The 24,383-nt window shown below is 45.9% G+C and carries 19 protein-coding genes; 12 read left to right on the top strand and 7 right to left on the bottom strand.

The genetic code is table 11. From position 1 onward, the window contains the following. Nucleotides 1-92: 92 nt before the first annotated feature. Both AAE02nite_RS19695 and cysM read right to left on the bottom strand, forming a co-directional pair. The gene (locus AAE02nite_RS19695; protein ID WP_146901895.1) at nucleotides 93-1,424 is read right to left on the bottom strand and encodes a PQQ-dependent sugar dehydrogenase; all 1,332 of its coding nucleotides are present in this window, start codon (nucleotides 1,422-1,424) and stop codon (nucleotides 93-95) included. A gap of 296 nt (nucleotides 1,425-1,720) precedes the next feature. Next, nucleotides 1,721-2,602 (bottom strand): cysteine synthase CysM, encoded by an 882-nt coding sequence (cysM, locus tag AAE02nite_RS19690; protein ID WP_146901892.1) that lies wholly within the window; start codon nucleotides 2,600-2,602, stop codon nucleotides 1,721-1,723. Nucleotides 2,603-3,029: 427 nt separating this feature from the next. Between cysM and AAE02nite_RS19685 the strand changes: the two genes are divergently transcribed. The 6 genes from AAE02nite_RS19685 to AAE02nite_RS19660 all read left to right on the top strand — a co-directional run bounded on the left by AAE02nite_RS19685 (nucleotide 3,030) and on the right by AAE02nite_RS19660 (nucleotide 6,471). Further along, entirely contained in the window at nucleotides 3,030-3,683 is a 654-nt protein-coding gene (locus tag AAE02nite_RS19685; protein ID WP_170252650.1) for an ankyrin repeat domain-containing protein, read from the top strand. A 94-nt stretch (nucleotides 3,684-3,777) separates the two neighbouring features. After that, complete coding sequence (locus AAE02nite_RS19680; protein ID WP_146901886.1) at nucleotides 3,778-4,206, top strand: ArsI/CadI family heavy metal resistance metalloenzyme; 429 nt, start codon at nucleotides 3,778-3,780, stop codon at nucleotides 4,204-4,206. A 143-nt stretch (nucleotides 4,207-4,349) separates the two neighbouring features. After that, entirely contained in the window at nucleotides 4,350-4,862 is a 513-nt protein-coding gene (locus AAE02nite_RS19675) for a GNAT family N-acetyltransferase (protein ID WP_146901883.1), read from the top strand. Between the two features lie 10 nt (nucleotides 4,863-4,872). Continuing rightward, nucleotides 4,873-5,487: a sigma-70 family RNA polymerase sigma factor gene (locus AAE02nite_RS19670; RefSeq protein ID WP_146901880.1), complete on the top strand. Its 615-nt coding sequence runs from the start codon at nucleotides 4,873-4,875 to the stop codon at nucleotides 5,485-5,487. A 249-nt stretch (nucleotides 5,488-5,736) separates the two neighbouring features. Continuing rightward, nucleotides 5,737-5,916, top strand: a complete 180-nt coding sequence (locus tag AAE02nite_RS19665; protein WP_146901877.1) for a hypothetical protein — start codon at nucleotides 5,737-5,739, stop codon at nucleotides 5,914-5,916. Nucleotides 5,917-5,934: 18 nt separating this feature from the next. Further along, nucleotides 5,935-6,471 (top strand): hypothetical protein, encoded by a 537-nt coding sequence (locus AAE02nite_RS19660; RefSeq protein ID WP_146901874.1) that lies wholly within the window; start codon nucleotides 5,935-5,937, stop codon nucleotides 6,469-6,471. Between the two features lie 2 nt (nucleotides 6,472-6,473). On the opposite strand, the gene AAE02nite_RS19655 is transcribed toward AAE02nite_RS19660, so the two are convergent. From AAE02nite_RS19655 to AAE02nite_RS19635, 5 genes are all read right to left on the bottom strand, one after another. Further along, the gene (locus AAE02nite_RS19655; protein WP_146901870.1) at nucleotides 6,474-6,845 is read right to left on the bottom strand and encodes a group III truncated hemoglobin; all 372 of its coding nucleotides are present in this window, start codon (nucleotides 6,843-6,845) and stop codon (nucleotides 6,474-6,476) included. A gap of 579 nt (nucleotides 6,846-7,424) precedes the next feature. After that, nucleotides 7,425-7,724, bottom strand: coding sequence for an antibiotic biosynthesis monooxygenase family protein (locus tag AAE02nite_RS19650; protein ID WP_146901867.1), 300 nt, complete (start codon nucleotides 7,722-7,724; stop codon nucleotides 7,425-7,427). 51 nt (nucleotides 7,725-7,775) lie between these two features. After that, nucleotides 7,776-11,882: a chemotaxis protein CheB gene (locus tag AAE02nite_RS19645; RefSeq protein ID WP_146901864.1), complete on the bottom strand. Its 4,107-nt coding sequence runs from the start codon at nucleotides 11,880-11,882 to the stop codon at nucleotides 7,776-7,778. Between the two features lie 25 nt (nucleotides 11,883-11,907). After that, nucleotides 11,908-13,467 (bottom strand): GAF domain-containing protein, encoded by a 1,560-nt coding sequence (locus tag AAE02nite_RS19640; RefSeq protein WP_146901861.1) that lies wholly within the window; start codon nucleotides 13,465-13,467, stop codon nucleotides 11,908-11,910. A gap of 277 nt (nucleotides 13,468-13,744) precedes the next feature. Next, on the bottom strand, nucleotides 13,745-14,140 hold the full coding sequence (locus AAE02nite_RS19635; protein WP_146901859.1) for a response regulator: 396 nt from the start codon (nucleotides 14,138-14,140) through the stop codon (nucleotides 13,745-13,747). A 341-nt stretch (nucleotides 14,141-14,481) separates the two neighbouring features. Here AAE02nite_RS19635 and AAE02nite_RS19630 point away from each other — a divergent pair, with 341 nt between their 5' ends. The 6 genes from AAE02nite_RS19630 to AAE02nite_RS26755 all read left to right on the top strand — a co-directional run. Then, the gene (locus AAE02nite_RS19630) at nucleotides 14,482-14,814 is read left to right on the top strand and encodes a hypothetical protein (protein ID WP_146901856.1); all 333 of its coding nucleotides are present in this window, start codon (nucleotides 14,482-14,484) and stop codon (nucleotides 14,812-14,814) included. Between the two features lie 131 nt (nucleotides 14,815-14,945). Continuing rightward, entirely contained in the window at nucleotides 14,946-17,558 is a 2,613-nt protein-coding gene (locus tag AAE02nite_RS19625) for a cation-translocating P-type ATPase (protein ID WP_146901853.1), read from the top strand. A 618-nt stretch (nucleotides 17,559-18,176) separates the two neighbouring features. Then, the gene (locus tag AAE02nite_RS19620; RefSeq protein ID WP_146901850.1) at nucleotides 18,177-21,329 is read left to right on the top strand and encodes a SusC/RagA family TonB-linked outer membrane protein; all 3,153 of its coding nucleotides are present in this window, start codon (nucleotides 18,177-18,179) and stop codon (nucleotides 21,327-21,329) included. A gap of 48 nt (nucleotides 21,330-21,377) precedes the next feature. Further along, on the top strand, nucleotides 21,378-22,859 hold the full coding sequence (locus tag AAE02nite_RS19615; protein WP_146901847.1) for a SusD/RagB family nutrient-binding outer membrane lipoprotein: 1,482 nt from the start codon (nucleotides 21,378-21,380) through the stop codon (nucleotides 22,857-22,859). Nucleotides 22,860-22,892: 33 nt separating this feature from the next. Then, nucleotides 22,893-23,333, top strand: a complete 441-nt coding sequence (locus tag AAE02nite_RS19610) for a hypothetical protein (protein ID WP_146901844.1) — start codon at nucleotides 22,893-22,895, stop codon at nucleotides 23,331-23,333. 793 nt (nucleotides 23,334-24,126) lie between these two features. Then, nucleotides 24,127-24,383, top strand: a 257-nt coding sequence (locus AAE02nite_RS26755; protein ID WP_246151191.1) for a glycosyltransferase family 25 protein, incomplete at its 3' end; no start/stop codon positions are given.

Raw genomic sequence — 24,383 nt, 5'->3', positions numbered from 1 at the left:
AATTACCCGCAGGCATTTATGGTATAACCCTTACCGGATGTTGTTTTTTTATCTTTTCTTAAGTTAAATACTGGAATTAGATTTAAAATATTTTAATGGGCCTGTACCAGCCAAATGGTGTTACTGGCATCGTCGGCAACCAGCAAACCATTGCTGGGTGAAACCGCTATTCCTACCGGCCGGCCGTAAACTTCCCCTTTTTCTAAATCAGCCATAAAGCCGGTTAAAAAATCTTCTGGTTTGCCGCTGGGCTTACCATTGTTAAAAGGCACAAATACTACTTTGTAACCTACCAGTTGGGAGCGGTTCCAGGACCCGTGCTGCCCAATAAAGGCGCCGTTCTGGTATTTGGCCGGGAAATTTTTCTGGTCGTAGAAAGCCAACCCTAAAGAGGCCGTATGCGCGCCCAGCGGCACATCCGGGGCAATGGCTTTTTTTACTAAATCAGGGCGTTGGCCTTTCAGGCGCGGGTCTTCGTGTTGGCCAAAGTAGGAGTAAGGCCAGCCGTAAAAGGCACCTTCCTGCACACTGGTTAAATAATCCGGTACCAAGTCATCGCCCAGGTTATCGCGCTCATTCACAACCGTATACAGGGTGTTGGAATTAGGTGCCCAGTCCATGCCAACCGGGTTGCGCAAGCCGCCGGCAAAAATGCGTTCGCCGGTTCCATCGGGGTTCACTTCCAGAATATTGGCCCGGCGAACTTCGTGCTCCATGCCGTTTTCACCAATGTTGCTGCCCGAACCCACCGAGATATATATTTTAGACCCATCGGCATTGGCGATAATATTGCGGGTCCAGTGGTTGTTATAACCCCCAGCCGGCAATTCTAATATTTTTTCGCCTTTACCGGAAATTTTGGTTTGGCCGGTATTGTACGGATAACGCCAGAGCCCATCGGTGTTGGCTACATAGAAATAATTATTTAAGGCTAACATGCCCAAGGGCTGGTTCAGGTCTTCCAGAAATATTGCCCGCACTTCGGGTTTTCCGTCTTTGTCGGCATCGCGGAACAAGGTAATGCGGTCGGCGCTTTCGCCCATGTTCTGCGATTTAGCTTTGCCATTTAACTGGGCTTTCACTTTTTCTTTTAAGCGGGGCGCCGAATTCGCTTCCGCTACCAGAATGTCGCCGTTGGGGGTTACATAAATCCAGCGCGGGTTCTGCAGTTCGGCGGCGAATTTGGAAACCACAAAGCCAGCCGGCGCAGTAGGGGTTTTGCCCGCAGGCCAGCCAATTACCTTACTTATTTTGGCAGTTGGTTCGGTAGCAAATGGAGCAGGCAACGAATCGGAAACAGCAGCAGTAGTATTGGTCTCATGCTGCTGACCCTTTTCGTTTTGGTTTTCGCTTGTTTTGGATTGGCAGCCAGCCATAGCCAAAAACACAGCGCCACTTAAGAGCAAAGTATTTCGTTTTTTCATAGTAGTAAGATTAAGGTTGGTTCAATAATATTGCATTTAACCGCTTTTGGCCGGTTTTGTTTTAAGGACTATAATGCAAAGTAGGTTTTAGATCGCTTCAGGACAGATTAGCCAATATTTATAAACAAAAAACCAGTAAAGCAGACCCTCTATCAGACAGGTGCCGGCTTTACTGGTAAGTATGAAATCAACGCAGCTAATGCCGGCGTTTTTTTTCTAATTTTTCTAAAGAGTAGCTTTTAATTCCCAAGAATATTTACCGAAATAAATATTTATCGAAATAATTACTGCCAGCCCTATTTAAACAGATTAGAAGATAAATAGCGGTCGCCGCGGTCGCAGATAATACAAACAATAATGCCTTCTTCCAGTTCTTCAGCCAGTTTTAGGGCAGCCGCAATGGCGCCGCCGCTGCTCATGCCGGCAAAAACCCCTTCTTCACTGGCCAGGCGGCGGGTAGTGGCGGTAGCTTCGGCCTGCGTTACGTCTATAATCCTGTCTACGCGTTCCCGCTCGAAAATTTTGGGCAGGTAAGCCTCCGGCCAGCGGCGGATACCAGGAATCTGTGAGCCTTCCAATGGTTGTACCCCCACAATCTGCACGGCCGGGTTCATTTCTTTCAAGTACCGCGAAACGCCCATAATGGTACCGGTTGTACCCATCGAAGAAACAAAATGTGTAATTTGCCCGTCGGTATCGCGCCATATTTCCGGACCGGTACTTTGGTAGTGCGCCCAGAAATTATCGGGGTTACCAAACTGGTTCAGCATTAAATAACCACCCCCGGCTACTTTGGCCAACGTGTAATCAATGGCTTCTTCCATCGACCCTTTTTCGGAAGTTAATATTACTTTCGCGCCGAAGGCTTCCATGGTCTTCACCCGTTCTTCGGTTGAGTTTTCCGGCATCACCAACTCAATTTCTACGCCAAACAAACGGGCAATCATAGCCAGGGCAATACCGGTGTTGCCGCTGGTGGCTTCTATCAGTTTCATGCCGGGTTTTAACTCTCCGCGGTCCAGGGCGCCTTTAATCATGCCATAAGCCGCCCGGTCTTTTACGCTGCCCCCCGGATTGTTACCTTCCAGCTTGGCTAATAATTTAACTTTTGGTTTTTGAATAACATTTTGCAATTCTACCAAAGGGGTATTTCCTATAAGATCTAATAATGTCGACACTTTTCTAATTTTTACGGGCTTCTGTTCGGTTATTATACCTAATCCAAAATTCCATGTGATACGCTTTTTATTAAGTACGGTATATTTTAAATAGGACGTAAAAGAACAAACTTTTACTTTACTAAAAAATACCAGCATTAGCTGAACACCCAAGGCCAGCCACAAGTTTAAAAATAAAGTATGCCTGCTAAATTAACGGCAGTAAAAAATAAATAAGTTATCAGGATGCTGCCTGGTTGTTTTATTCAGGTAAAATCAATGCCTCTCCTGCAAGTTTTCGCCGGCAAATAATTAGCCAGGTAAAGTAAATAAAATGCAGCGCATAGATGTAACTAAAAAGCCCCGATAAACGAAAGAATGTAAATCTATATTAATGTTTAAATGCGGGGATTATTTCATAACCAAACCTGCTAAAGAAATTATATCTATGTCAGAAGCGCCTATTTTAATTGATGCGGTAAAAGCCGGTGATATTGCTCAGGTAAAAAATATGCTGGAAGCACAACCGCATTTGTTGCAGGAAGCTAAAGGAATAAACGGCGAATCGCTTATCCTTTTATCGGTGTACCACCGCCAGCCCGATATTACCCAGGTGCTGCTGGCCAAAAGTCCGGATATAACCATTCACGAAGCGGCCGCCACGGGCCAGTTGGCAACCGTGGAAAAGCACTTGCAGGAAGACCAGACCGCAGTAAACGCGCTTTCGGCCGATGGTTTTACGCCCCTGGGCCTGGCCTGCTTTTTTAATCAACCCGAACTGGCGAAGCTTTTAATAGAAAATGGTGCCGATGTGAATGCCCCCTCGCAAAACGGGCTGCGGGTAAGTCCTATTCATAGTGCGGTAGCGGCCCGCAATACCGAACTGGTTAAGTTTTTAGTAGACCACGGCGCCGATATAAATGCCACCCAGGCCGGCGGTTATACTGCCTTACATGCCGCCGCCCAGAACGGCGACGAAGAACTGATTAAATATTTACTCGAGCACATGGCCGACATAAACGCTATGACCGAAAGCGGTAAAACCCCGATGGAACTCGCCATTGCTAGCGGCCACGATGCGGCTAAATGGTTTAGTTTATAAATATTTGAAAATATTTTAAAAACTTTGCGTCTTTCGGGCAGGCTTGGCGTCTTCGGGGTATAAACAAAACTTATACCGCTAAAACCCAAGAGCCATGAAAAGATTACACGTGCATGTCCGCGTAAAAGACCTTAACCAATCGGTAGCTTTTTACAATGCATTATTTGCCGCTGCCCCCACTGTTTTAAAACCCGATTATGCCAAATGGATGCTGGAAGATCCGCGTGTGAATTTTGCCATTTCGTTGCACCCGGATAAAACCGGCATCGAACATTTAGGTATTCAGGCCGAAACCCCGGAGGAGTTAAACCAGGTTTACGGGCGGTTAGTAGAAGCCAAAGGAACCATCCGGGAAGAAGGCCAGACCACCTGTTGTTACGCGCAATCCCAAAAATCATGGATTACCGACCCCCAAGGCATTGAGTGGGAAGCTTTTTATACCTTTGGCTCCGCCGTTACTTACGCAGCAGAAAAATCACCAGCCAACACGGCTTGCTGCGGGCCCGCTTGCTGCAAAAATTAACTTTCAACAACTTACTTTATCCTGTATGAAAAAATTATTTTCTTTTCTAAACTGCGCCTGTTACTTAAACCAGTTAAACCAGATGCTTTCGGCTATTTATCATAAATAAATATTTATTACTTTAAAGCAAAAATGAAAGTTTAATGGCTGCCCTAATCACCGCGAACCTAACCTTAAAACCCCTTCTGGCAAACCACTACGAAGCCGTTTCCCGGATTTACCGCGAAGGCATTGCGACCGGAAATGCTACCCTGCAAACCGAATCGCCGGATTGGCCCACCTGGGATAATAGCCACTTGCCGCACTGCCGGCTGGTTGCTTTCATAGAGGAGGAGGTAGCCGGTTGGGCAGCCTTAACGCCCGTATCGGGCCGTTGTGTGTACCGTGGCGTGGCCGAAGTAAGCGTGTATGTGGGCGCCCAATACCGGGGCTGGGGCGTTGGTAAATTCCTGCTGCAAGCTTTAATACAGGAGTCGGAAGCCAATAGCCTGTGGACCTTACAAGCCGGAATATTTAAAGAGAATGCAGCCAGCCTGGCTTTGCACCGAAATAGTGGTTTTCGGGTAGTCGGCATCCGCGAAAAAATAGGGCAGTTACACGGAGTATGGCGGGACGTTTGCCTGCTGGAACGCCGGAGTAAAGTAGTAGGCGTTTAATATTATACAAATGAATAACCAAACGGAAAATAACTGCTGCCAAACCGCACCGGCGCTCTGCGGGCAGGTGGCACCCTTTTTTTTAGCTTACGAAGAAAAGTTAAAAGGCTTTATTCAGAAACAGGTCCGGGATACGGACGCCACCCACGATATTGCCCAGGGGCTTTTCCTGAAAATATACCAGCATTGCGAAAGTTTACCGGAAATTAAGAATCCGAAAGCCTGGCTGTACCAGGTTACCCGCAACGCCGTAATGGATTATTTCCGCATGAACAAACCCGGCCTGTCGTTGGAAGTGGCCGAAGAAACACTGTCCGAAAACGATGGTAATTTTGCGCAAGACGTGCTGGAACTGGTAGCGCCTTTAATTTCGATGCTGCCCGAAAAATACGCTCAGCCGCTCTACCTGAGCGATATCCAAGGCTTATCACATAAAGATATTGCCGCCCAATTAAACCTTTCTCTTTCCAATACTAAATCCAGAATTCAGCGGGGCCGCGAAAAACTAAAGGTTTTGTTCCAGGAGTGCTGCTACCTCGAATTAGACCGGAGCGGCCGGATTATGCAAGCCGAGGCCCGGCCAGATTGCCTGCCTTTGCAACAGTTATTAGATAAAAAGCAATAAGCCTTCTGCTTTTCCCAACTCTTAACCAAGCCTGCTCCCTGCCAGCAGGCTCTTTTTTCGTCCTATAAATTAGCTATTCTGCATTCTGGCACGGTTTTCCTGGTAAGGAGCATCGCGGCTTTTATTTAATTAGCCAAATATTATAAATACATTTGTGTAACAAATGTGTATCGCTGCTCCTGAAATTACGTATCGGCAAATACTTACTGCCACCAATTATTTTAAATAGATTTTAAGGAGTACTGATTCATGGCCGGAACAATTGACAAAATAGCTAAAACTTCGTTTCAGATAAGACTGGAAAAAAATTTACTCGAAAAGGGAAAGTCGCTGGCCGATAAAAAAGGCATTAGCTTAGCCGGATTATTCCGGCAATTGCTCCTGGAAAAACTGGAAACTGAAGAAGCCAAGAATTACCCCGGGCTTTAACCGAAAGAAAATATTACCATGAATTTTAAACGTTGGCTCAGAGAGGAAAAAGGAGGGGGAGGCCTGGGAGCTATTCTGATAATTGTAATTATTGCGGCGGCCATCTACGCGGTACAATACGGGCCATCTAACCTGTTATACGAACCCGAACCGGCTTTTGCGGAAGCAACCTATATTCCCCCCGAAGAAACTTACGAAGCAGAAAGCCAAAATTACGGCCGGGATTCCGCGTCGCTCCATCATAGCGTTCATACCTCCCGCGAACCTGAAGCGGCAGAGCCCGATTCGCCGGACCGGGTGGAGCCGGAACCGAAACCAGTTGAAAACCGGGACGAACCGGCTGTTGCTTCTGCTACCAAAAGTAAAACCGAAGTAACCACCAAGGCCAAAACCAAACCTAAGACCAAACCCAAACGGAGCCGGTTATCGAATGAGCAGCTGGTTAAAAGAAAGCTGGAACAAGGCAAAACCGTTAAGCAAATTGCCGATGAAACCGGTTTAGACCGAAAATATATCCGGGAGGTAAAACGCCGGTCCCAGCAAGTGGTTTGGTAACCTCAGGTATTAGCAGGTTTATAAGAAAATATGCGTACCAATTGCTCGGCAAAGTTTTTGGTGGCGGCGGCAGTGGGCCCTTTAAAATGCTCCTCTACCGCTTCGTGAAACAAATGTACCCATTCCCGAACTTGGGCCTGGTGGGCAGGCAGAAAAGCGTGTAAAATTAAAGGGTGCCCGGTAAAAGACGCTGATTTCAGTACCACCGATTGCCAGAAGCTTTTCATCTGGAATAAATGCTGGTTCCAGTCGCGGGAAGAGAGGTCTTCGAAAAGCGCTAACAGGTAAGGTTGAGATTTAAGTTTTTGGTAATAAGCATCTACTAATAACTGGATGTCGGCGGCGCTGGCTATATCTTTTTTAGGTAAGTTCATCTTTTATTCTTTTAAATAGTAAGCGGTTGCAGGCGCATTAAGCGCCAACTTATCCGTTTCATGATTAAAGCATATGCAAATTTCACTCCTATTATTTAGTTTAGTTAGGAGGAAAATCAAAGCCTTGCGTGATTTATATCACTATTTAAACGAATAGCCAGCTAGGTTTATGATATACCCAAAGGGCTGCCTTAGAATTGTCCAGTTCTATCAGGGGTTAAAAATAGAATTAATGCTTAGTAAAGCTTTATTTAAAAAGCTAGCGATCGGGTTTAGTGCTATATAGGCAATATGAGTGCTGACAGCTTTAAGTGGAACTATTAAAGGCATTATTTTGGATTATAGAATTATTGCGGCATATTGAAAGGATGAATGATTATTAATAAAGGGCTTTGCCATAAAAATCGCCTTTCAAAATAAATATTGTTTCACGAGTTCAGCTTATTCTAATCTAAAAACCAAAACGGCCAATAAAGACATTAAAGTTTTTAAAAGACGAAGTGAAAAGAGTTGTAAGTAGATAACTGTCAGATCGGCTCCCCTTCGCCCAAAGGAGAAGGGGTTGGGGGATGAGGTTCCTTAATCACCCACGTGGTTGAAATATTTTACCCAGACGCTTTTGGGTGCCAGTTTTACGCCTTTCGGAATGCCGCTGTGCGAGTCGTGGTATTGATGGCTGTCGTACCAAACTTTAAAGCTTTCTTCGTTTTCCCAGTAACTCATCAGCCAGAATTCATTAGGATTTTCATGGGCTGTAAAAACTTCCATCCGTATAAACCCGGGAGCCTTATCTACCAGGTGCGGGCGGTTAATAAAGGCTTCTTTGGTGGCCTGGCCCATGTCGTTGGCCACGGTAAAAGAACTTAAGGATATAAACATATTTAATTTTCTACTTTCAAAAACGTCCAGGTGCTGCTTGCCCGGATAAAATTAATTTTCTCTAAAAAATAGGCTAAAGGTGGTGCCCTGGCCTTCTTCGCTTTCTACTTCAATTTTGCCGCCGGCATTATCCATCATGCGTTTTACTATGTAAAGGCCCATGCCCGTACCACCTACGTGCGAGTGGAACCGCCGGAACAAAACAAATAATTTAGAGACATTCTCCTGGCTCAAACCCAGGCCGTTGTCGGCCACTGCTAATTTTATATAATTATCCTGCCGCTGGGTTATAAGGGTAATTACAGGATTACGTTCCGGGGACCGGTATTTAACCGCATTGCTGAGTAAATTATAGAAAATACTGTACAAATTCTTACGCGAAAAGTTTAGCTGCGTAACCTCAAAATTAATGTGAAATTGTACGGGAACTTCGGAGATTAAATCCTGGATATTGGCCCGCACCTGCCCCAGAATATCATATAAATCTACCAGTTCGGCCTCGCCGTCCACATCGCGCTGAACCTTGGCAATATCGGTTAAATCGTGAATAACCGTTTTAAAACTATTGATAGATTCCTTAATCATCGCGAAAATAGGCTGTGTGCTTTCGGGCGTAAGATCATCGGAATTAATTTCTTCTTCCAGGAGCAACACCAGGCCCTCTACGTTGGCTACCGGCGCTTTTAAATCGTGCGAAGCTGTGTACACAAACATATCGAGATCTTCGATAACCCGGACCAGGTGTTCGTTGGTGTTTTGCAGCTTTTGCTGCGCCTGTTTTAAATCGGTTAAATCAATAAAAGAACCTAAAACGCGGTACGGAATTTTGTATTCGTTGTGTAAAATATAGGCCCGGTTAAACACATACACGTACGAGCCGTCGGCTTTGGCAATCCGGTATTCGTCCATCCACTGGTCGCGGCCCAGGTTTATGGCCTGGTTAATGCCTTTTTTAATTTTAGCCCTATCCTCCGGATGCACTTTATTAAACCAGCCGTCTACCCCTTTTTCCATGTGGCCGGCCGGGTAGCCCAGCATGGCTTCAATGGTTTCGCTCCACCAAATCTCATTCGATACCAGATCCCAGTCCCACACCACATCGTTGGTAGCCATAGACACCAGCCGGAAGCGTTCTTCGCTGGCGGTTAGCTGCTGGGTACGCTCGGCTACCCGTTCTTCCAGTTTGTTGTTTAATTTTTTTAATTCACCCTCGGCTTTTTTCAGCTCTTCGTAGGCTAGTAATATTTTTTCTTCACTGGCTTTTTTCTGAGTTATTTCGGCCATGGTAATGGTTAAACCATCGCCTACCTTGGCCCCCGATATTTCGTACCATTCTTTCCGGCCGTTTATTTCCAGGTTGTGTTCGGTATGTAAGGGTTTGCCGGTTTCTACTACGTCGGCAAACTTCCGGAAAAGCCCGGTTTTCTTTAAAATGGGTAGTTCAGTGAGCACGCTGCTATGCTGCAGTTGGGCCTGTGGTTTACGGATTAATTCTTCCGCTTTCCGGTTTAATAAATTCCAGCTGAAGTCGGTAATTTTATGGTGTTCGTCGCGGATGGCGCCAAAAGCCATAATATTATTAAAGGAGCTGTTTAGTACGCCCTGCACTACGTTGCTTAAAGTGGTAAGGGCGGTAACATCCACAAAGCTCAGCACCACGCCGTCTTTGTTGCCGTCTTGTTTCAGGTACGGGATTATCCGCATCAAAAAATATTGGCCGGTGGTGGTTTCTACTTCCTGTTCTACTTCCCCCGATGAATTATTAACCGCTTTAATATTTTCCAGAAGGGTATTGTTGCGCAGGTTATGCGACAAATGGTGAATCGGCCGTCCCACATCGCTCTGGATAATGTTAATCAGGGTTTTTACTGAGGGGGTAAAACGGCGGATGACGAGTTGGTGATCGAGGTAAAGCTGGGCAATATTGGAGCTCCGGATATAATTATCCAGGTCTTCGTTCAGTTCTTGCAGCTCCTTTATTTTTAACTGATGCTCGGAATTTACGGTGTGCAGCTCTTCGTTTAACGATTGCATTTCTTCGTTGGAGCTTTGCAACTCCTCGTTCGAAGACATAAGCTCTTCGTTAGACGATTGCAGTTCTTCGTTGGCCGTACTTAAATCCTGTACGGTCAGGTGCAGGCTTTCGTGGGCATCTTTTAATTCCAGTTCCAGGGCCGTTAGCTGCCGGTAAAAATCCGACTCGGGTATTTGCAAGGTTTCAATGGGCTTCTGGGTAATATCGCTTTGCCCGATTTCCTGCAACAACACCAGGATTACCCGGGGCTGGTTTTTATCTAGTTCGAGGGCCCGGACATTAATTTGCATTAACTGGTTTTTCTGACCCAGTTTTAAAACTACCTGACGGGTTTCCGGCTCCTGGTTGTGTCGCAGCACTTTCCGGATATCGACACTTAGGATTACAGCCAGCTCTTTGGGGACTACCTTTAGCAGGTTAAACTGCAGGCGCTTGTTCGGGAATTTTAAATATTGGTTTATATCGCCAATGCCGTGAAGCAACTGGTAATTTTCATCTACGTACAAAGCCGTTATTTTAAAGGTTTCGCCTACGGCATCCATAAAGGATTCGTTAAATTGCGAAATCTGGCTGGTTTTAACCTGAAAATGGCTGTTACTGCCTAAAGTCGGGACCAAATGATTAAAACCGTAGCTGGATTGTGGCCGGGTACTTTCTTTTATTTTCCGGTAGACTTTCCATTTGCGGTTTTCTTCGTTAAAAAACGGCTTTATGTCGCCGAGTTGTTCACTGGGACCTAAAAACAAGTAGCCGTTCATATTCAGGGCGTACGGAAAAGTGGCCATCACTTTCTTCTGCAAGCCCGGATTTAAATAAATCAGCATGTTCCGGCACGAAATAATATCCAGTTTACTGTAGGGTGGGTCTTTCTGCAGATCGTGCTTCGCAAAAACCACCATTTTGCGGACCTCGGCATTAATAATGTATTTATTGCCTTTGGTGTAAAAAAAGCGTTCCAGCCGCTCGGCTGATACATCGTTGGCAATAGAAGCCGGGTAGATGCCTTTGGAGGCCCGGTCCAGGGCCCGCTGGTCGATGTCGGTGGCGAATATTTTAACCTTGGCTTCGTGGCTGGCTTCGGCGCAACATTCCTGAAACAGCATAGCGATAGAATAAGCTTCTTCGCCGGTGCTGCAGGCCGTTACCCAAACCTTGGTGGTTTCGTCGTTGGTTTTGGCGGCTATTATTTTAGGTAGAATCTCGTGTTTCAGCAGCTCAAACGCCTCCGGGTCGCGGAAAAACCGGGTTACGCCAATTAAAATTTCCTGGCATAAACGCTTAATTTCGGCCGGATGGTTATGCAGGTAATGCAGGTAATCTTCCAGGGAGTCTACCTTTACCTCGTTCATGCGTTTAGTAATGCGGCGGTAAAGGGTAGCTTCTTTGTAATCTTTAAAATCGGTTTTGGTATGGCTGCATATCAAATCCAGTATTTCGTGCAACAACTGGTGTCTTCTGTCTTCTTCCGGGGTTTCTACCAACGCTTTTACCAACGGAATCTGCCTGACGTATTCCAGAATTTCATGGGCCATTAAATCCGGTCCCAGCACGTAATCAGCGGCGCCGGCTTCGATGGCGCTGCGGGGCATGCCATCGAACCGGGCGGTGCTGGGGTCTTGTACCACCACCATGCCGCCGGCTGCTTTTATGGCCTGGCTGCCTTTGGTGCCATCGGTGCCCGTGCCCGATAAAATAATGCCAATGGCGTAACGGCCCCGGTCTTTGGCCAGCGATTCGAAAAATACATCGATGGCAAAATTGGGTTCGCGGCTGCGCAGTTTTTCGGTAAGCCGTAACCGGCCCTTTTTTAAAGTAAGTTGCTTGCCGCTGGGCAATACATATATGCAGTTGGGCCGGGTGCGCATGTCGTCTTCTGCTTCCTGTACCTGCATGCGGGTGTGCTTCGATAAAAGCTCGGCCATTAAACTTTTGTGATCCGGCGATAAATGCTGTACAATCACAAAAGAGAAGCTGGAGTTGCTCGGAAAATGATCGAAAAGGTTATGAATAGCTTCCAGGCCACCGGCCGAAGCCCCAATCCCAATTAAATAATGGTCGGTTTTTGCTTTGGGCTGCTTAAAATCGGGCAAGGAGGATGTTGTATCTTTACTGGGTAACGACATTTTTATTTCAAAAACCTGCGGGCTCTTAGTAATTTTCTTTAATAATTTTCTCCAGCACGGCACTGCGCAAGGCTTCAGCGGCTTCTACTTCCTGAGGTATCCAGGGCAAAGAGGTATCCTTTACAATTTCCTGGTAAGTAGCAAAAGAATTACGCGGGTGGTAAGCTTTGCCGTCGGGCTCCATTTGTATGGCCTGGTTCGGGTTGCCGCCCCAGGCAATGGTTTGCAGCACCTCGGGCCGGAAGCCCAGGATATATTCGCCCTGGTCGGGGTTGATAGACAAAGCGATTAAACCGCTGGCGATGGCTTTGTATTCCTGGCTGCGGGCATAAACCGAGGGCAAGGTATTGGTGATGTATAATTTATTAGACTCGTGCCGGCGCAGCCAGTAAGTAAGTTCTTTTATTTCCTGCTCGTTGGGTGTGTCGCCAATAACCGTAATGCCGCCATCGTATACAACCGCTGCCCCCGATAAATGGAGTAACTCCAGCAGACTGGTTTCGCCGGAAAGTAACCCTTCGGTAAAACTTGGCTGGTTATACATTTGCTCCAGCAAATTGGCGTAAATGCGCTGCAGGTGTACCCGCAACGTCATGGCGGCTTCTTTTTCTTTGGCGGCCAGCTGCGCCGAAATAATACCTGACAGCAGTTCCAGTGCCGATCTTAATTCATAACTCGGATTCAGCGGGGTTTTGTTATGACACGAAATTAACCCCCAAAGCTTGTCATCGATAATAAGGGGCAAAGACATGGAAGTCATTACATTCAGGTTGCGCAAGTACTCTAAATGAACGGTGGCTACGCTGCGTAAATTGCAATCCGATAAATCGGTAAACCGCATGGTTAACGGATTAATAACCGGAATTAAGCCAACAGGTTGGTACGACCGGCTGGGAATTAACCGGTAAGGGTTGCGAAAATATAAATCGCGGGCCTGCTTGGGAACGTCGGAGGCCGGAAAACGCAAATCCATGTAATCGTCCATATCCGGTTCTTTGGCCTGGCCAATGACAATGCCGTTCCACTGCGGATCGAACTGGTAAACCAAAACCCGGTCGAAATTGGTCAGGCGTTTTAATTCGGTGGCCGTTAGGTGAGCGGTTTCGGCCGTATCGGTGGTTTGTTTCAGCAGTGAGGTAATATATTTAATTTGCTGGTAAAGTCCGATAAATGAATTTTCCGGGGTAGTAGGCGCGTGTTCCTCCAGTTCAATTAAAATATATTCTTCTTTGGGGTGCACCAGGGCGGTAAAGGCCGTGGACCGGCCGTTTGCCGTAAAGTCAAGGCTAAAGGGTATTTTCTCCTGGCTGCTTTGGCGATGAATTTTAAGCTGGAAATCCTCGAACTGTGCGGCCGGCAGAAACGCCGCAAAAGGTATCTCTAAAATGTCTTCGATGGGTACGGCAAATTGCCGGCTTACATTTTCGCTCGCTTGCACAACCCGCAAATCAGTTTTGTCGAGCACCAGCAACAGGCCGTGCGGCTGAATTAAATTAACCAAATGCAACGGAATGGAACCGCAAAAATCAGAATCGTAATTTTTTTCTATGGTAATATTTATTGGGTTGCTGTTCGGATTTCTCATCTGGTTAAAACAGGTTTAGCCGCATGGGCAATGGGGCAGAAAACTATAAATAAAGAACCGGTTATTTTGTTTAGCCCGTAAACGAAATTATTTAGCTGCCTAACTTTCATTTGCGCTTTAATATTAGAGCAACACTCCTGAAATTTAATATGAATAAAACGGCCTCCATTACCTGGGCCTGATTTACGTTGGCTGCTGGTACTTAGTTAAATAAATTAGCTCATAACGGGTTTTGCCCGGCAGCTAAAAACCGGGTACACCTAAGTGCAGCGAAATATTAAACTAAAATTTCTTTCAGTTTGGTAGTGGTTAACGGCTTGTTTAGGAAATATTCAATGCCTTCGTCTTTTGCCTGTTTAAAATCGGAGGGAGCCAAAGACGTGGTAAGCATCACGACTTTGGTGTTCGAAACTTGTTCCGGGGTAAAAACCTGCTTGTAGTGCCGGTAAAATTCTATCCCATCCATCACCGGCATTTTAAGATCAACCAGAATAATATCCGGAAACCGGGTGCCTTCCTGGGCGAGTTTCTGTAAAAGCTCCAGGGCAGCTTTGCCATCGGGGGCAGTATGCAATTCAACCGCATTTTCAACTTTGGCAATCAATAACTTGTTCAGACTTATCGTAGTCAGGTTATCATCTACCAACAAAATATTATGCAATAGCTTATCCATTCACTAAACTTATATGCCCAAAGGTAAATAATATTTATAATTTAAGTTTAATCTCATCCTTTCCTTTGCCTGAAAATCCAGCCTAAACACTCCCAGACCAGTTTTATCAGAGATGGTACCGGAATTTACAAAATACGCTTTCCGGCAAAGCTATTCGGGCCTTTTACGGAGGAATACAACCTATACGGGAGAAATAAATTTTATTGCAGCCGCCGGTTGTTTTTGACATAGTTATAAAAGCTAAGCCAAAAGCAAATAAGTGGCCAAAATGTTTTTCGGAAATAAAACTTAATGGTAGCAATAGCCGAAAATGCAAAAATTGTTCTGTTATTTTACCACCTATGGAAACACAAGGTAAATGGACGAGAGATGCGGAAGGTTTTATGGAATTCGACTCATCGGCTTTGCAGCGCTTATACGAAACAGTAACCGACGCTTACCACCAGGTTTACAACAATTACCTCGACCAATCTGACGATGAGGAAGAAGCCCATCAACAGGCTCTGGCCGACGGTTACGAAATGGTAACGGATTATAAAACTATAAACGGTAGCGAAGAATTTGTAACCTCCTATACAACTCCCACCCACGTTGCAGATATCTGGTATGTTTTTGATGCGGTTAGCGGCAAACGAATTTACGACCGCGGCTTTATCCGGATTAAAAGCAAATAAATAAACCCTAAGCATTATTATCCTTCATTACCATTATTTCCCGGGCTTAGAAGCAGGTATCAGCCTATAAGTATATAATTCGTAATAAAGACTCTCTTTACGATCATCGTTTTACCATAACCTTAATCCGGATGAAAGACTGGCACCTGTTAACCCCCGACGATACCATTGCAGCTCTTAAAACCAACCCTAATGGTTTAACGACCGCTGAAATTGCCCGCCGCCTGGAGCAACATGGCTATAACCAGATGGAGGAACAAAAACGGAAACCCTGGTGGCGCATGGTGCTGGATCAGTTGGCCGATTTTATGATTTTGGTGCTGATTGTAGCTTCTATTATTTCGGGTTTACTCGGCGAATGGACCGATACCTTTATTATTCTGGCTATAGTTCTGCTGAATACCATCATGGGTTTTGTGCAGGAATACCGGGCCGAAAAAGCGATGGAAGCCCTGAAAAAAATGACCTCGCCGGCTTCCAAAGTAATCCGGAACGGCCAGACTGTTACCATTCCTTCGGCAGAATTGGTACCCGGCGACAAAGTTTTACTCGAAGGAGGTGATATTGTGCCGGCTGATTTACGGCTTATAATAACGCACCAGTTAAAAGTAGACGAATCGGCTTTGACCGGCGAATCGCATAACATAGATAAAGATGTTAAAGCTTTGCCGCCCGGCGAATACCCACTCGGCGACCGGATAAACCTGGCATATAAGGGTACTAATATTACGAGCGGCCGCGGTGTAGGGTACGTTACGGGTACGGGTATGGGCACCGAACTGGGCAATATTGCCAAAATGATTCAGGGCGAAGATACCACCACGCCGCTGCAAAAAAGACTGGCGGCCTTTGGTAAGCGCCTGACCATTGTGATCATATTTATATGCATCATTGTTTTTGTGATGGGGGTATTGCGGGGCGAAGCTGTACTGGTTATGCTCATGACGGCCATTTCGCTGGCGGTAGCGGCTATTCCGGAGGCCTTGCCGGCAGTGGTAACCATTTCGCTGGCTTTGGGCGCTAAACGCATGGTTATCCAAAATGCCCTCATCCGGAAACTGCCGGCTGTAGAAACGCTGGGTTCGGTTACTTATATCTGCTCCGACAAAACGGGTACGCTTACGATTAATAAAATGACGGTGCAAGCTGCCGTAGCCGTAGCGGTAAACCTGCCGGAGGTTCCTTACGCCAAAGAAGAACTGCTATTAATTTGTATGGCCCTGAACAACGATGTTACCCGCAACGAAGAAGGTAATATTTTGGGCGAATCGACCGAAACGGCGCTTTACGAATATGCGGCGGCCAAGAACTTTCTGCGGCCCGATTGGGAAGTAAAACTGCCTCGTTATACCGAATTGCCTTTCGATTCGCAGCGGAAACTGATGACGACGGTGCATGCTTTTCAAAACGGATATTTAGTTATTACCAAAGGCGCCACCGATGTACTTTTTAATAAACTGGCCCCCGAAGATGAGCCTAAAATTGGGGTGTGGCAGGAAGCGGCTGATAAGTTGGCCTCCGAAGGCTTGCGGGTGCTCGGGTACGGTGTTAAATTAATGGATACCCTGCCGGAAAAAATCACCGCCGGTCAGGTAGAAAACGATATCCGTTTTGTGGGCTTTGCCGGCTTAATCGATCCGGCCCGCGAAGAAGCCAAAGATGCCGTAGCCCAATGCCGCCATGCCGGCATTATTCCGGTAATGATTACCGGCGACCATCCGCTTACAGCCAGCGCCATTGCCCGCACCATTGGCATTATTCAGTCGGAAGACGACCTGATTTTAACCGGCACCGAACTGGCTGCGCTGAGCCAGGAGGATTTTGAAAAAATAGTGCTTAAAGTAAAAGTGTATGCGCGGGTAAGTCCCGAACAAAAATTAAAAATAATAAAAGGCCTACAGGATAAAGACCAGTTTGTAGCCATGACCGGCGACGGCGTAAACGACGCCCCGGCTTTAAAGAATGCCGATATTGGCGTTGCCATGGGCATCAACGGAACCGAAGTTTCGAAAGAAGCCGCCCACATGATATTGCTCGACGATAATTTTACCACCATAGTGAAGGCGGTGCGGAGCGGACGCAAGATATTCGATAATATTCTACGCTTTATTAAATATGTTTTAACCGGTAACTCCGGCGAAATCTGGACTATTTTTTTAGCACCGTTTTTTGGCTTGCCCGTGCCGCTGCTGCCCATCCATATTTTGTGGGTTAACCTGGTAACCGATGGCTTGCCTGGTTTGGCATTGGCATCGGAGCCGGCCGAGACCAATATTATGAACCGGCCGCCCCGCAATCCTACCAAAAATATATTTGCTGGTGGTTTGGCTATACATATATTATGGGTAGGTCTTTTGCTCGGATTACTATGTATTGGTACGCAGGCATGGGCCATAAAACACGATCCGGAGAACTGGCAAACCATGGTTTTTTCGGTGTTATGTTTTAGCCAGATGGGCCACTTGCTCGCCATTCGCTCCGATGACCAATCTCTCTTCCGGCAAGGCTTATTCAGCAATAAACCTTTACTCGGGGCGCTGCTCCTCACCGTAGTGCTGCAATTACTTACTATTTACGTGCCGGTTTTAAATCCCATTTTCCGGACCAAACCTTTAAGTTTAGAAGAATTAGGTCTGGTGCTTGCCGTTTCCAGTATTGTTTTCTTTGCCGTTGAAATTGAGAAATTATTTAAAAGGTGCGCCCGCGCTAAAGTTGCCCTTGCAGTAAGCACCTCCGAGTTGTAAAAGACTCACGTTTACAGAACGCCTTAAATATTAGCAGGCCATTACTTTCCTTGGAATCACCGCCCCGGAAGTAATGGCCTTTCTGTTTTTCAGTTAAGGCGAAACAAACTAAGTAAGTTTTTAAGGTATAAACATGTCAATCAAAAAATAATATAGTTTCGAGTAGGTTGATAGAATTTAGATGTTGTATGAAAATACAGGTGGGTTATGACTTTTCGTCTGTATTTTAAATTAAATGACCTTATTCATAAGGTTAATTATTCATTTGTTTACAATATTTTATAATATCCGATATAAATCTTAGGGTGTTTTAAAAATTATGAATATTCAGATGGTATATATATCATTAAAAAATTTTAATATATGCTCCTGGATATCTGCCTCCCTGTCAGTCTGACCTTACAGATTTTTCTACTATTTAACTGTATTGTAAATTTTTAAATTGTATTGCCTTTATAGTTAAAATAATTTAACTATGTAGATATATATTTAACAAATTTTCAAAAAAAAATCTGTTCCTCTTACAAGCAAACAAACCTATTATTTAGTGGGGTAGTAAAATCTATTGCCCTTACGCCTTATCATCTTTAAACAGTTTCAGGACTAAAAAGTGACTTTATGAAAAGAATTCTATCCCTGTTCCTTGTCATGTTATGCATATCGCAGGCAATGGCGCAAAATTCAAAAATTACCGGCAAGGTTACCGAAGCCGGCGGCGGTGCTTTGCCTGGGGTAACCGTATTAGTGAAAGGCACCAATACCGGTACCGCTTCCGATTTGGAAGGTTCCTTTGCCTTAGAAGCTCCCGCCAACAGTACCCTGGTATTTTCTTTTATTGGCTACGCTACCCAGGAAGTAGCATTAGGTAACAAAACAACCCTGAACGTGGAAATGGCCATGGATGCCAAACAACTCGGCGAAGTGGTAATTACCGCCTTTGGTATTGAAAGAGAGAAAAAAGCGCTGGGCTATACCATCCAGGAAGTGAGCGGCGAGAAATTAGCCCAGGTAAAATCCTCCAACGTGGTAAATAGCTTGTCCGGCCGGGTAGCCGGGGTGCAGGTAAGCTCCAACGGTGGTCCGGGCAGCAGCTCTAATATTGTAATCCGCGGTATGGGCTCTGTAAGCCGGAATAACCAGCCGCTGGTGGTAATAGATGGTGTTCCGATTCAGCAATCAAACAATAACCGGTATGGCGGCGGTATTTCGGAAGTAAACCCCGAAAATATTGCCTCTATGTCGGTATTGAAAGGACCAAATGCAGCAGCTTTATACGGTTCGCGGGCAGCCAACGGAGTAATATTAATTACAACTAAAAACGGTGCTGGCACTAAAGGAATTGGGGTCGAAATTAGTTCGAGTGTAACGGCCGAGCGGCCTTTGGTAGAGCCTGATTTTCAGGATATTTACGGCGGCGGTAACGGCTACCGCACCTGGTACAACAACGGCCGGAGCGGATCTATAACCGACCCGCTGGAAATTGAGCAATACCGCGCCGCTTACGGGCCAAATGCGCCTTTATCGGGTACGGAAGGTACCGACGAAAGCTGGGGTGCCCCAATGGACGGCCGTTTGGTACGCCAATGGTGGACCGGAACCGGGGTGGCACCCTTAACGCCGCAGCCCGACAACTGGGAAGAATATTGGGAAACCGGCCAGACTTTTGTGAACTCGGTGGCCCTTACAGGTGGCAACGACAAAGGCAGCTTCCGCCTATCCTTAGGTCGCCTCGACCAAACTGGTATTATGTACAACAACGATTTCCGGCGGAATAACATCAACCTGAGCTCGGCTTATAACCTGACACCCAAGTTAAAAGCCACCGTCAGCGGCGAATATATTAAATCTGGTTCCGACAACCGGTCTTTCCAATCCGGCCAGCAGTTTATCTGGTCACACCGGTCTGTTTCCTGGGATCAACTGAAAAATTGGCGCGATTACACCGGAGTGCATATTCAGCGGCCCGGCGATAACCTGCCACCTAACTGGCAACATACTTTTTTTAGCAACCCTTTTTACCAGCAGGATTATTTGCCTAACAGCAACGATAAAGACCGGCTGCGGGGTAATATGTCGCTTAGCTACGAGATTAACAGCAACTTTAGTTTAATGTTGCGGAGCGGAACCGATATGTGGTCGGATACCCGGATAAATGTGACTAACTGGGAGCGGGTTTCGAACGGCAACCGCTTGTTTGGGGCTTACAACGAAGAGGTGCTCCGGAACCAGGAAACCAACCACGATTTAATGCTGACTTATAAAAAGGATTTTGGTGAAAATTTCTCCATCAACGGCCAGGCCGGTGGTATTTACCGCAACAACTATTACAAGCGCAATTATGCTTCGGTAGCTCAATTGGTAATTGACGGGCTTTATACCCTGAACAATAACGCCGTGCCAAATACCAACGAAAGTTCAATCGAAGAATTTAATGTGCAAAGCTTGTTTGGCGCAGCACAGTTTGGTTTCCGCAACGCCTTGTTTTTGGATGTAACCGGCCGAAACGACTGGTCCAGTACGCTGCCGGCTAACAATAATTCATTCTTCTACCCGTCGGTTTCCTTAAGTGCGGTGGTAACGGATTTAATGGGCATGAACAGCAATACCTTGTCGTTTGCGAAATTAAGAGCCAGCTGGGCGCAGGTAGGTAACGATGCTGATCCTTACCAGTTGTATCAGTTGTATGAATCCAAAACGCCCTGGAACGGCTCCTTGCCGGCCTTCGGTGAAAGCACCGATATCAACAACGCGGCTTTAAAACCCGAAATAACTACCGGTACCGAGTTTGGCGCGGATGTGCGTTTCCTGGGTGGCCGGATTGGTTTAGATGCTACCTATTATACTAAGAGCACGAAAGATCAGATTCTGGGCGTGGAAATATCGAAAGCCACCGGTTATAACCGCCGGTTCCTAAATGCCGGGGAAGTAACCAACAAAGGGGTAGAGTTAATGCTGAGCGGTACACCTTTACAATTACCTAACGGTTTCCAGTGGGAAGTATCGTTGAACTACGCGCGCAACCGCAGCATGGTAGTAGAATTGGCCGAAGGTTTAACTACTTACACTTTATATACCACTCGCGGCCTTTCGTCGGAAGCACGCGTAGGTCAGGCTTACGGTACATTCTACGGCAATGCTTTCATGCGCTCACCCGATGGCCAGATTATTTACGACAAAGTTTTGGGTACGCCTAGTTTAGCCCCTGGTCAAGCCGTTCTGGGTAATATTCAACCCGACTGGATTGGCGGTTTTTCCAACTCCTTCACCTACAAAGGAATTACGCTGAGTGCTCTGATTGATATTCGCAAAGGCGGTGATATTTACGACGAAGGAACCGGAACTGCCCGCTGGACCGGCCAGTACGAAGAAACCGCGGTAGGCCGCGAAGAAGGGGTAATTGGCAAAGGCGTTAAAAATATTGGCACCGCCGATGCGCCCGAATATGTGCCAAACGATGTAATTGCCGATGCCAAATTATTTTACAGCTACAACAACCCGCGCACTTACCACGAAGCCGCTATTATTGATGCCAGCTACGTGAAACTGAGGGAAGTAAGCTTAGGCTATCAACTGCCAGCGTTCCTGACTAACCGCATCAAGGCGCAATCGGCAAGGGTATCGTTAGTTGGCCGTAACTTGGCTATCCTGTTCCGAAATAATCCGCACATCGACCCCGAAGTAGACTCACAGGGCGGTAATGCCCAGGGCTTTACCTACGGCCAGTTGCCAAACAGCCGCAGTATGGGCGTGAGCTTAGATATTAAGTTCTAAACGGATTCAGCCAGAGGATTATAGATTTTTAACATCAGATTTATCTTTATGAAAGCAAATATAAAAGTAAAGCAATCCATTTTTTTAGCCACCGGGGTTTTGCTGGCTACAGCCTGTACCAAAGACTTCGCCGAAATGAACACCAGTCCGAACAAGCCCACCGCGGTAAGTTCAGCGGTGCTCTTGCCCACCGGCATCGAAACCAGCATTGACCGTTATTGGGGCCACCGCGAACGTTTTGAGCGGATTAACCTGGATGGCGGTATGTTGTGGGTGCAATATTTAGCCCGGAATATTTATTCCGACGAAGGTGACAACTACAACATGAGCCCGGCCTACTACACCAACAACTGGAAAGGTTTTTACAACGATGCCCTCCTGAATTTTCAGCGGATTGTGGTGCAATCTGGGCCGGAAGGAACGGCACCTAACACCAATTACGAAGGTATCGGGCTAGTGATGCGTTCGTGGGTATTCTCGCTGCTGACCGATATTTACGGGGCTGTGCCTTATACCGAAGCCTTGCAAGGAACCGGCTCAGCGCCAATTTACACGCCTAAGTACGATTCGCAGGAAGAAGTTTATGCCGGCTTGCTGAACGATCTGGCCTTGGCTAACGAAAAGCTGGTAGTAGGTGGTCCGGCCGTAACGGGTGATATTTTGTTTAACGGCAATATTTTGCGCTGGAAAAAATTTGCCAATTCGTTGCGCCTGAAACTGGCCAACCGGCAGGCGGCCAAAAAGCCCGCCGAATCCAAAGCCATTATGCAGGAAATATTAAGCGATGCCGCAAAGTACCCCATCTTTACCAGCAACACCGATTATGCCGTGCTGACGCATTCTACCGTAAGGCCGAGCAACAACGAATGGCACGAAGTAATGATTCAGGGCGGCCGCACCGACTGGAACCTGAGCAAAACCCTGGTAGATAAATTACAATCGTTGAATGATACCCGCTTAACGGTTTTCGGACAAGCGGTAAACGGTAAATACGAAGGCGTGCCCAACGGTTTGCCGGATGCGATTGCCACTACCTACCTGGCGAATAGCGCTAAAATTGGTACTTACTTTACCGCACCTACTACCCCCAGTGTGGTTATGACTTATTCCGAATTGCTCTTTATTTTGGCCGAAGCCGCCCTGGACGGTGATATTGAAGGCGGCACCACTAAAGCGCAGGAATATTATGAGAAAGGGATTGCCGCTTCTTTCGGGCAGTACGGTTTAACCATGCCGGCTGATTATTTAACGAATGCTGGACCCGCTACGAAAGAAAATATTCTAACCCAGAAGTGGATCGCTTTGTTTGGCCAGGGTATTGAGTCCTGGACCGAATATCGCCGGACCGGGTACCCAATTCTGCCAACCCCTGATGCCCGGGCTATTTTCCTGAACGATGGCGTGCTGCCAACCCGTTTGCAATATCCTTCTTCAGAATATTCTTTGAACAAGGCAAAATTAGAAGAAGGCATTACCCTTATGGGCGGCGCCGACGACAAGAAGACCAAAATGTGGTGGATAGAAAAGTAAAATTCAATTTTCAGAACCAAATATGTAAGCAACATGAAATCAAAATATATCTCTAAATTATTTTTAAGCCTGGTAGGGTCAGCCTTTTTGCTGATGAGTTGTGAAAAAGAAGACGCCATGGTGGTAGATAGGGTGGTATCGCCGGTGCTGGTAACCGTAGCAGGCTCTTCCTTTACGGCTGCCGAACCGGTAAATTTATCCGCTACTATTTACGAATTAAATAAAAGCGGCCTCCTGAACCACGAAGTAGGCATCGATTCTATTCCGCTTTCTAATTTAGCCATTAAGGTAAAGTTAAACGCAACCACTTTAGCTGACCTTACCACCGACCAGGCGGGCAAAATAATTCTTTTCAAAACCTGGTCTGAATTAGGGTTGGCCGCGCCAAAAGCAGGTAATACCGTGAACATAGAGTTTTCGGGCAGCCACAAAGGTCAGGCTTTTACCAAGTCCGCGCGGGTACAGGTTAAGTAGGTTTAATATAAACAGGATTTTCGCAAAGTTATTTAAAGGTTCCCCTTTTGAGGGGGTAGGGGGAGGATTTAAGATTGAAAGGATAAATTTGCGAAATTCCGAATTTAGTTTCTCAAGATGGATAGAAGAACTATTCTTAACAAATTCTTTTTAAAGTAACTGGCCTTATACACAGGCCATTACCTCGCTTAAACCGGAATTATCCGGGGCCATTTCCACCTTTGCCCTGAAAGGAATTGCCCCCGGCGATTTAGCCTCCGAATTATTTAAAAGAGCCCGCATTCATACCTCGGCCACGGTTTGGGAAAATATTGCCGGCGTTCGCGTTACCCCGCACGTGTATACCCCTTTAAAAGATTTAGATAGGCTGGTGAGTACCATCCAGACCATTGCAAAAGAAACTACCTCAGCCACCAACAGCAGTAGTTTAAAATAGTATTTTTACTTCTCACTGAAAAGGAGCCTGGAATATTAAATCCAGACTCCTTTTCTGTTATATATTTTAATATTTATTGTCTTTCTTGCTTTTGAGAGCGTCCCGCTTGTGTATAATTATAATGAAATTAAATTATGAATGAGACTAATGTATAAATTTAAAAGGAGAATATTAAATGGGTTAGCTCTCAATTATACTTTAAAGAATTTGCTGAGAATAATTTATGGATTTTATAATACTAAAAGGAAGGTTAGTGGCGTAGAAGTTGAAAGTATCCAGATTAGGTTACATGAATTACCTTGTTATGTTATCTCATTAAATTTTAGGAATGACAGAAGGAGGAGAATCATAAACATATTGCAGAATAAAGTAAATTTTATATTTGTTGATGCAGTACATGGCAAGTCTTTGCATAATGATTATTTTTCAGAAAGCTTAATTTCCCCTAGGTCTAAAAAATTTTTGACAAAGGGCAGTATTGGTTGTTTGTTTTCTCATTTTAAAGCATGGGAAATAGCACAGCAAAGTGGCAAAGAATATGGGCTCTTTTTTGAGGATGATATTACTATTCAAGTTGAAGTAGAAGAAGTAAATAATTTATTTAAAGAAATACC

Source organism: Adhaeribacter aerolatus, from assembly GCF_007991635.1.
GTDB lineage: Bacteria > Bacteroidota > Bacteroidia > Cytophagales > Hymenobacteraceae > Adhaeribacter > Adhaeribacter aerolatus.
This window is presented reverse-complemented; position numbering and strand designations above follow the sequence as displayed.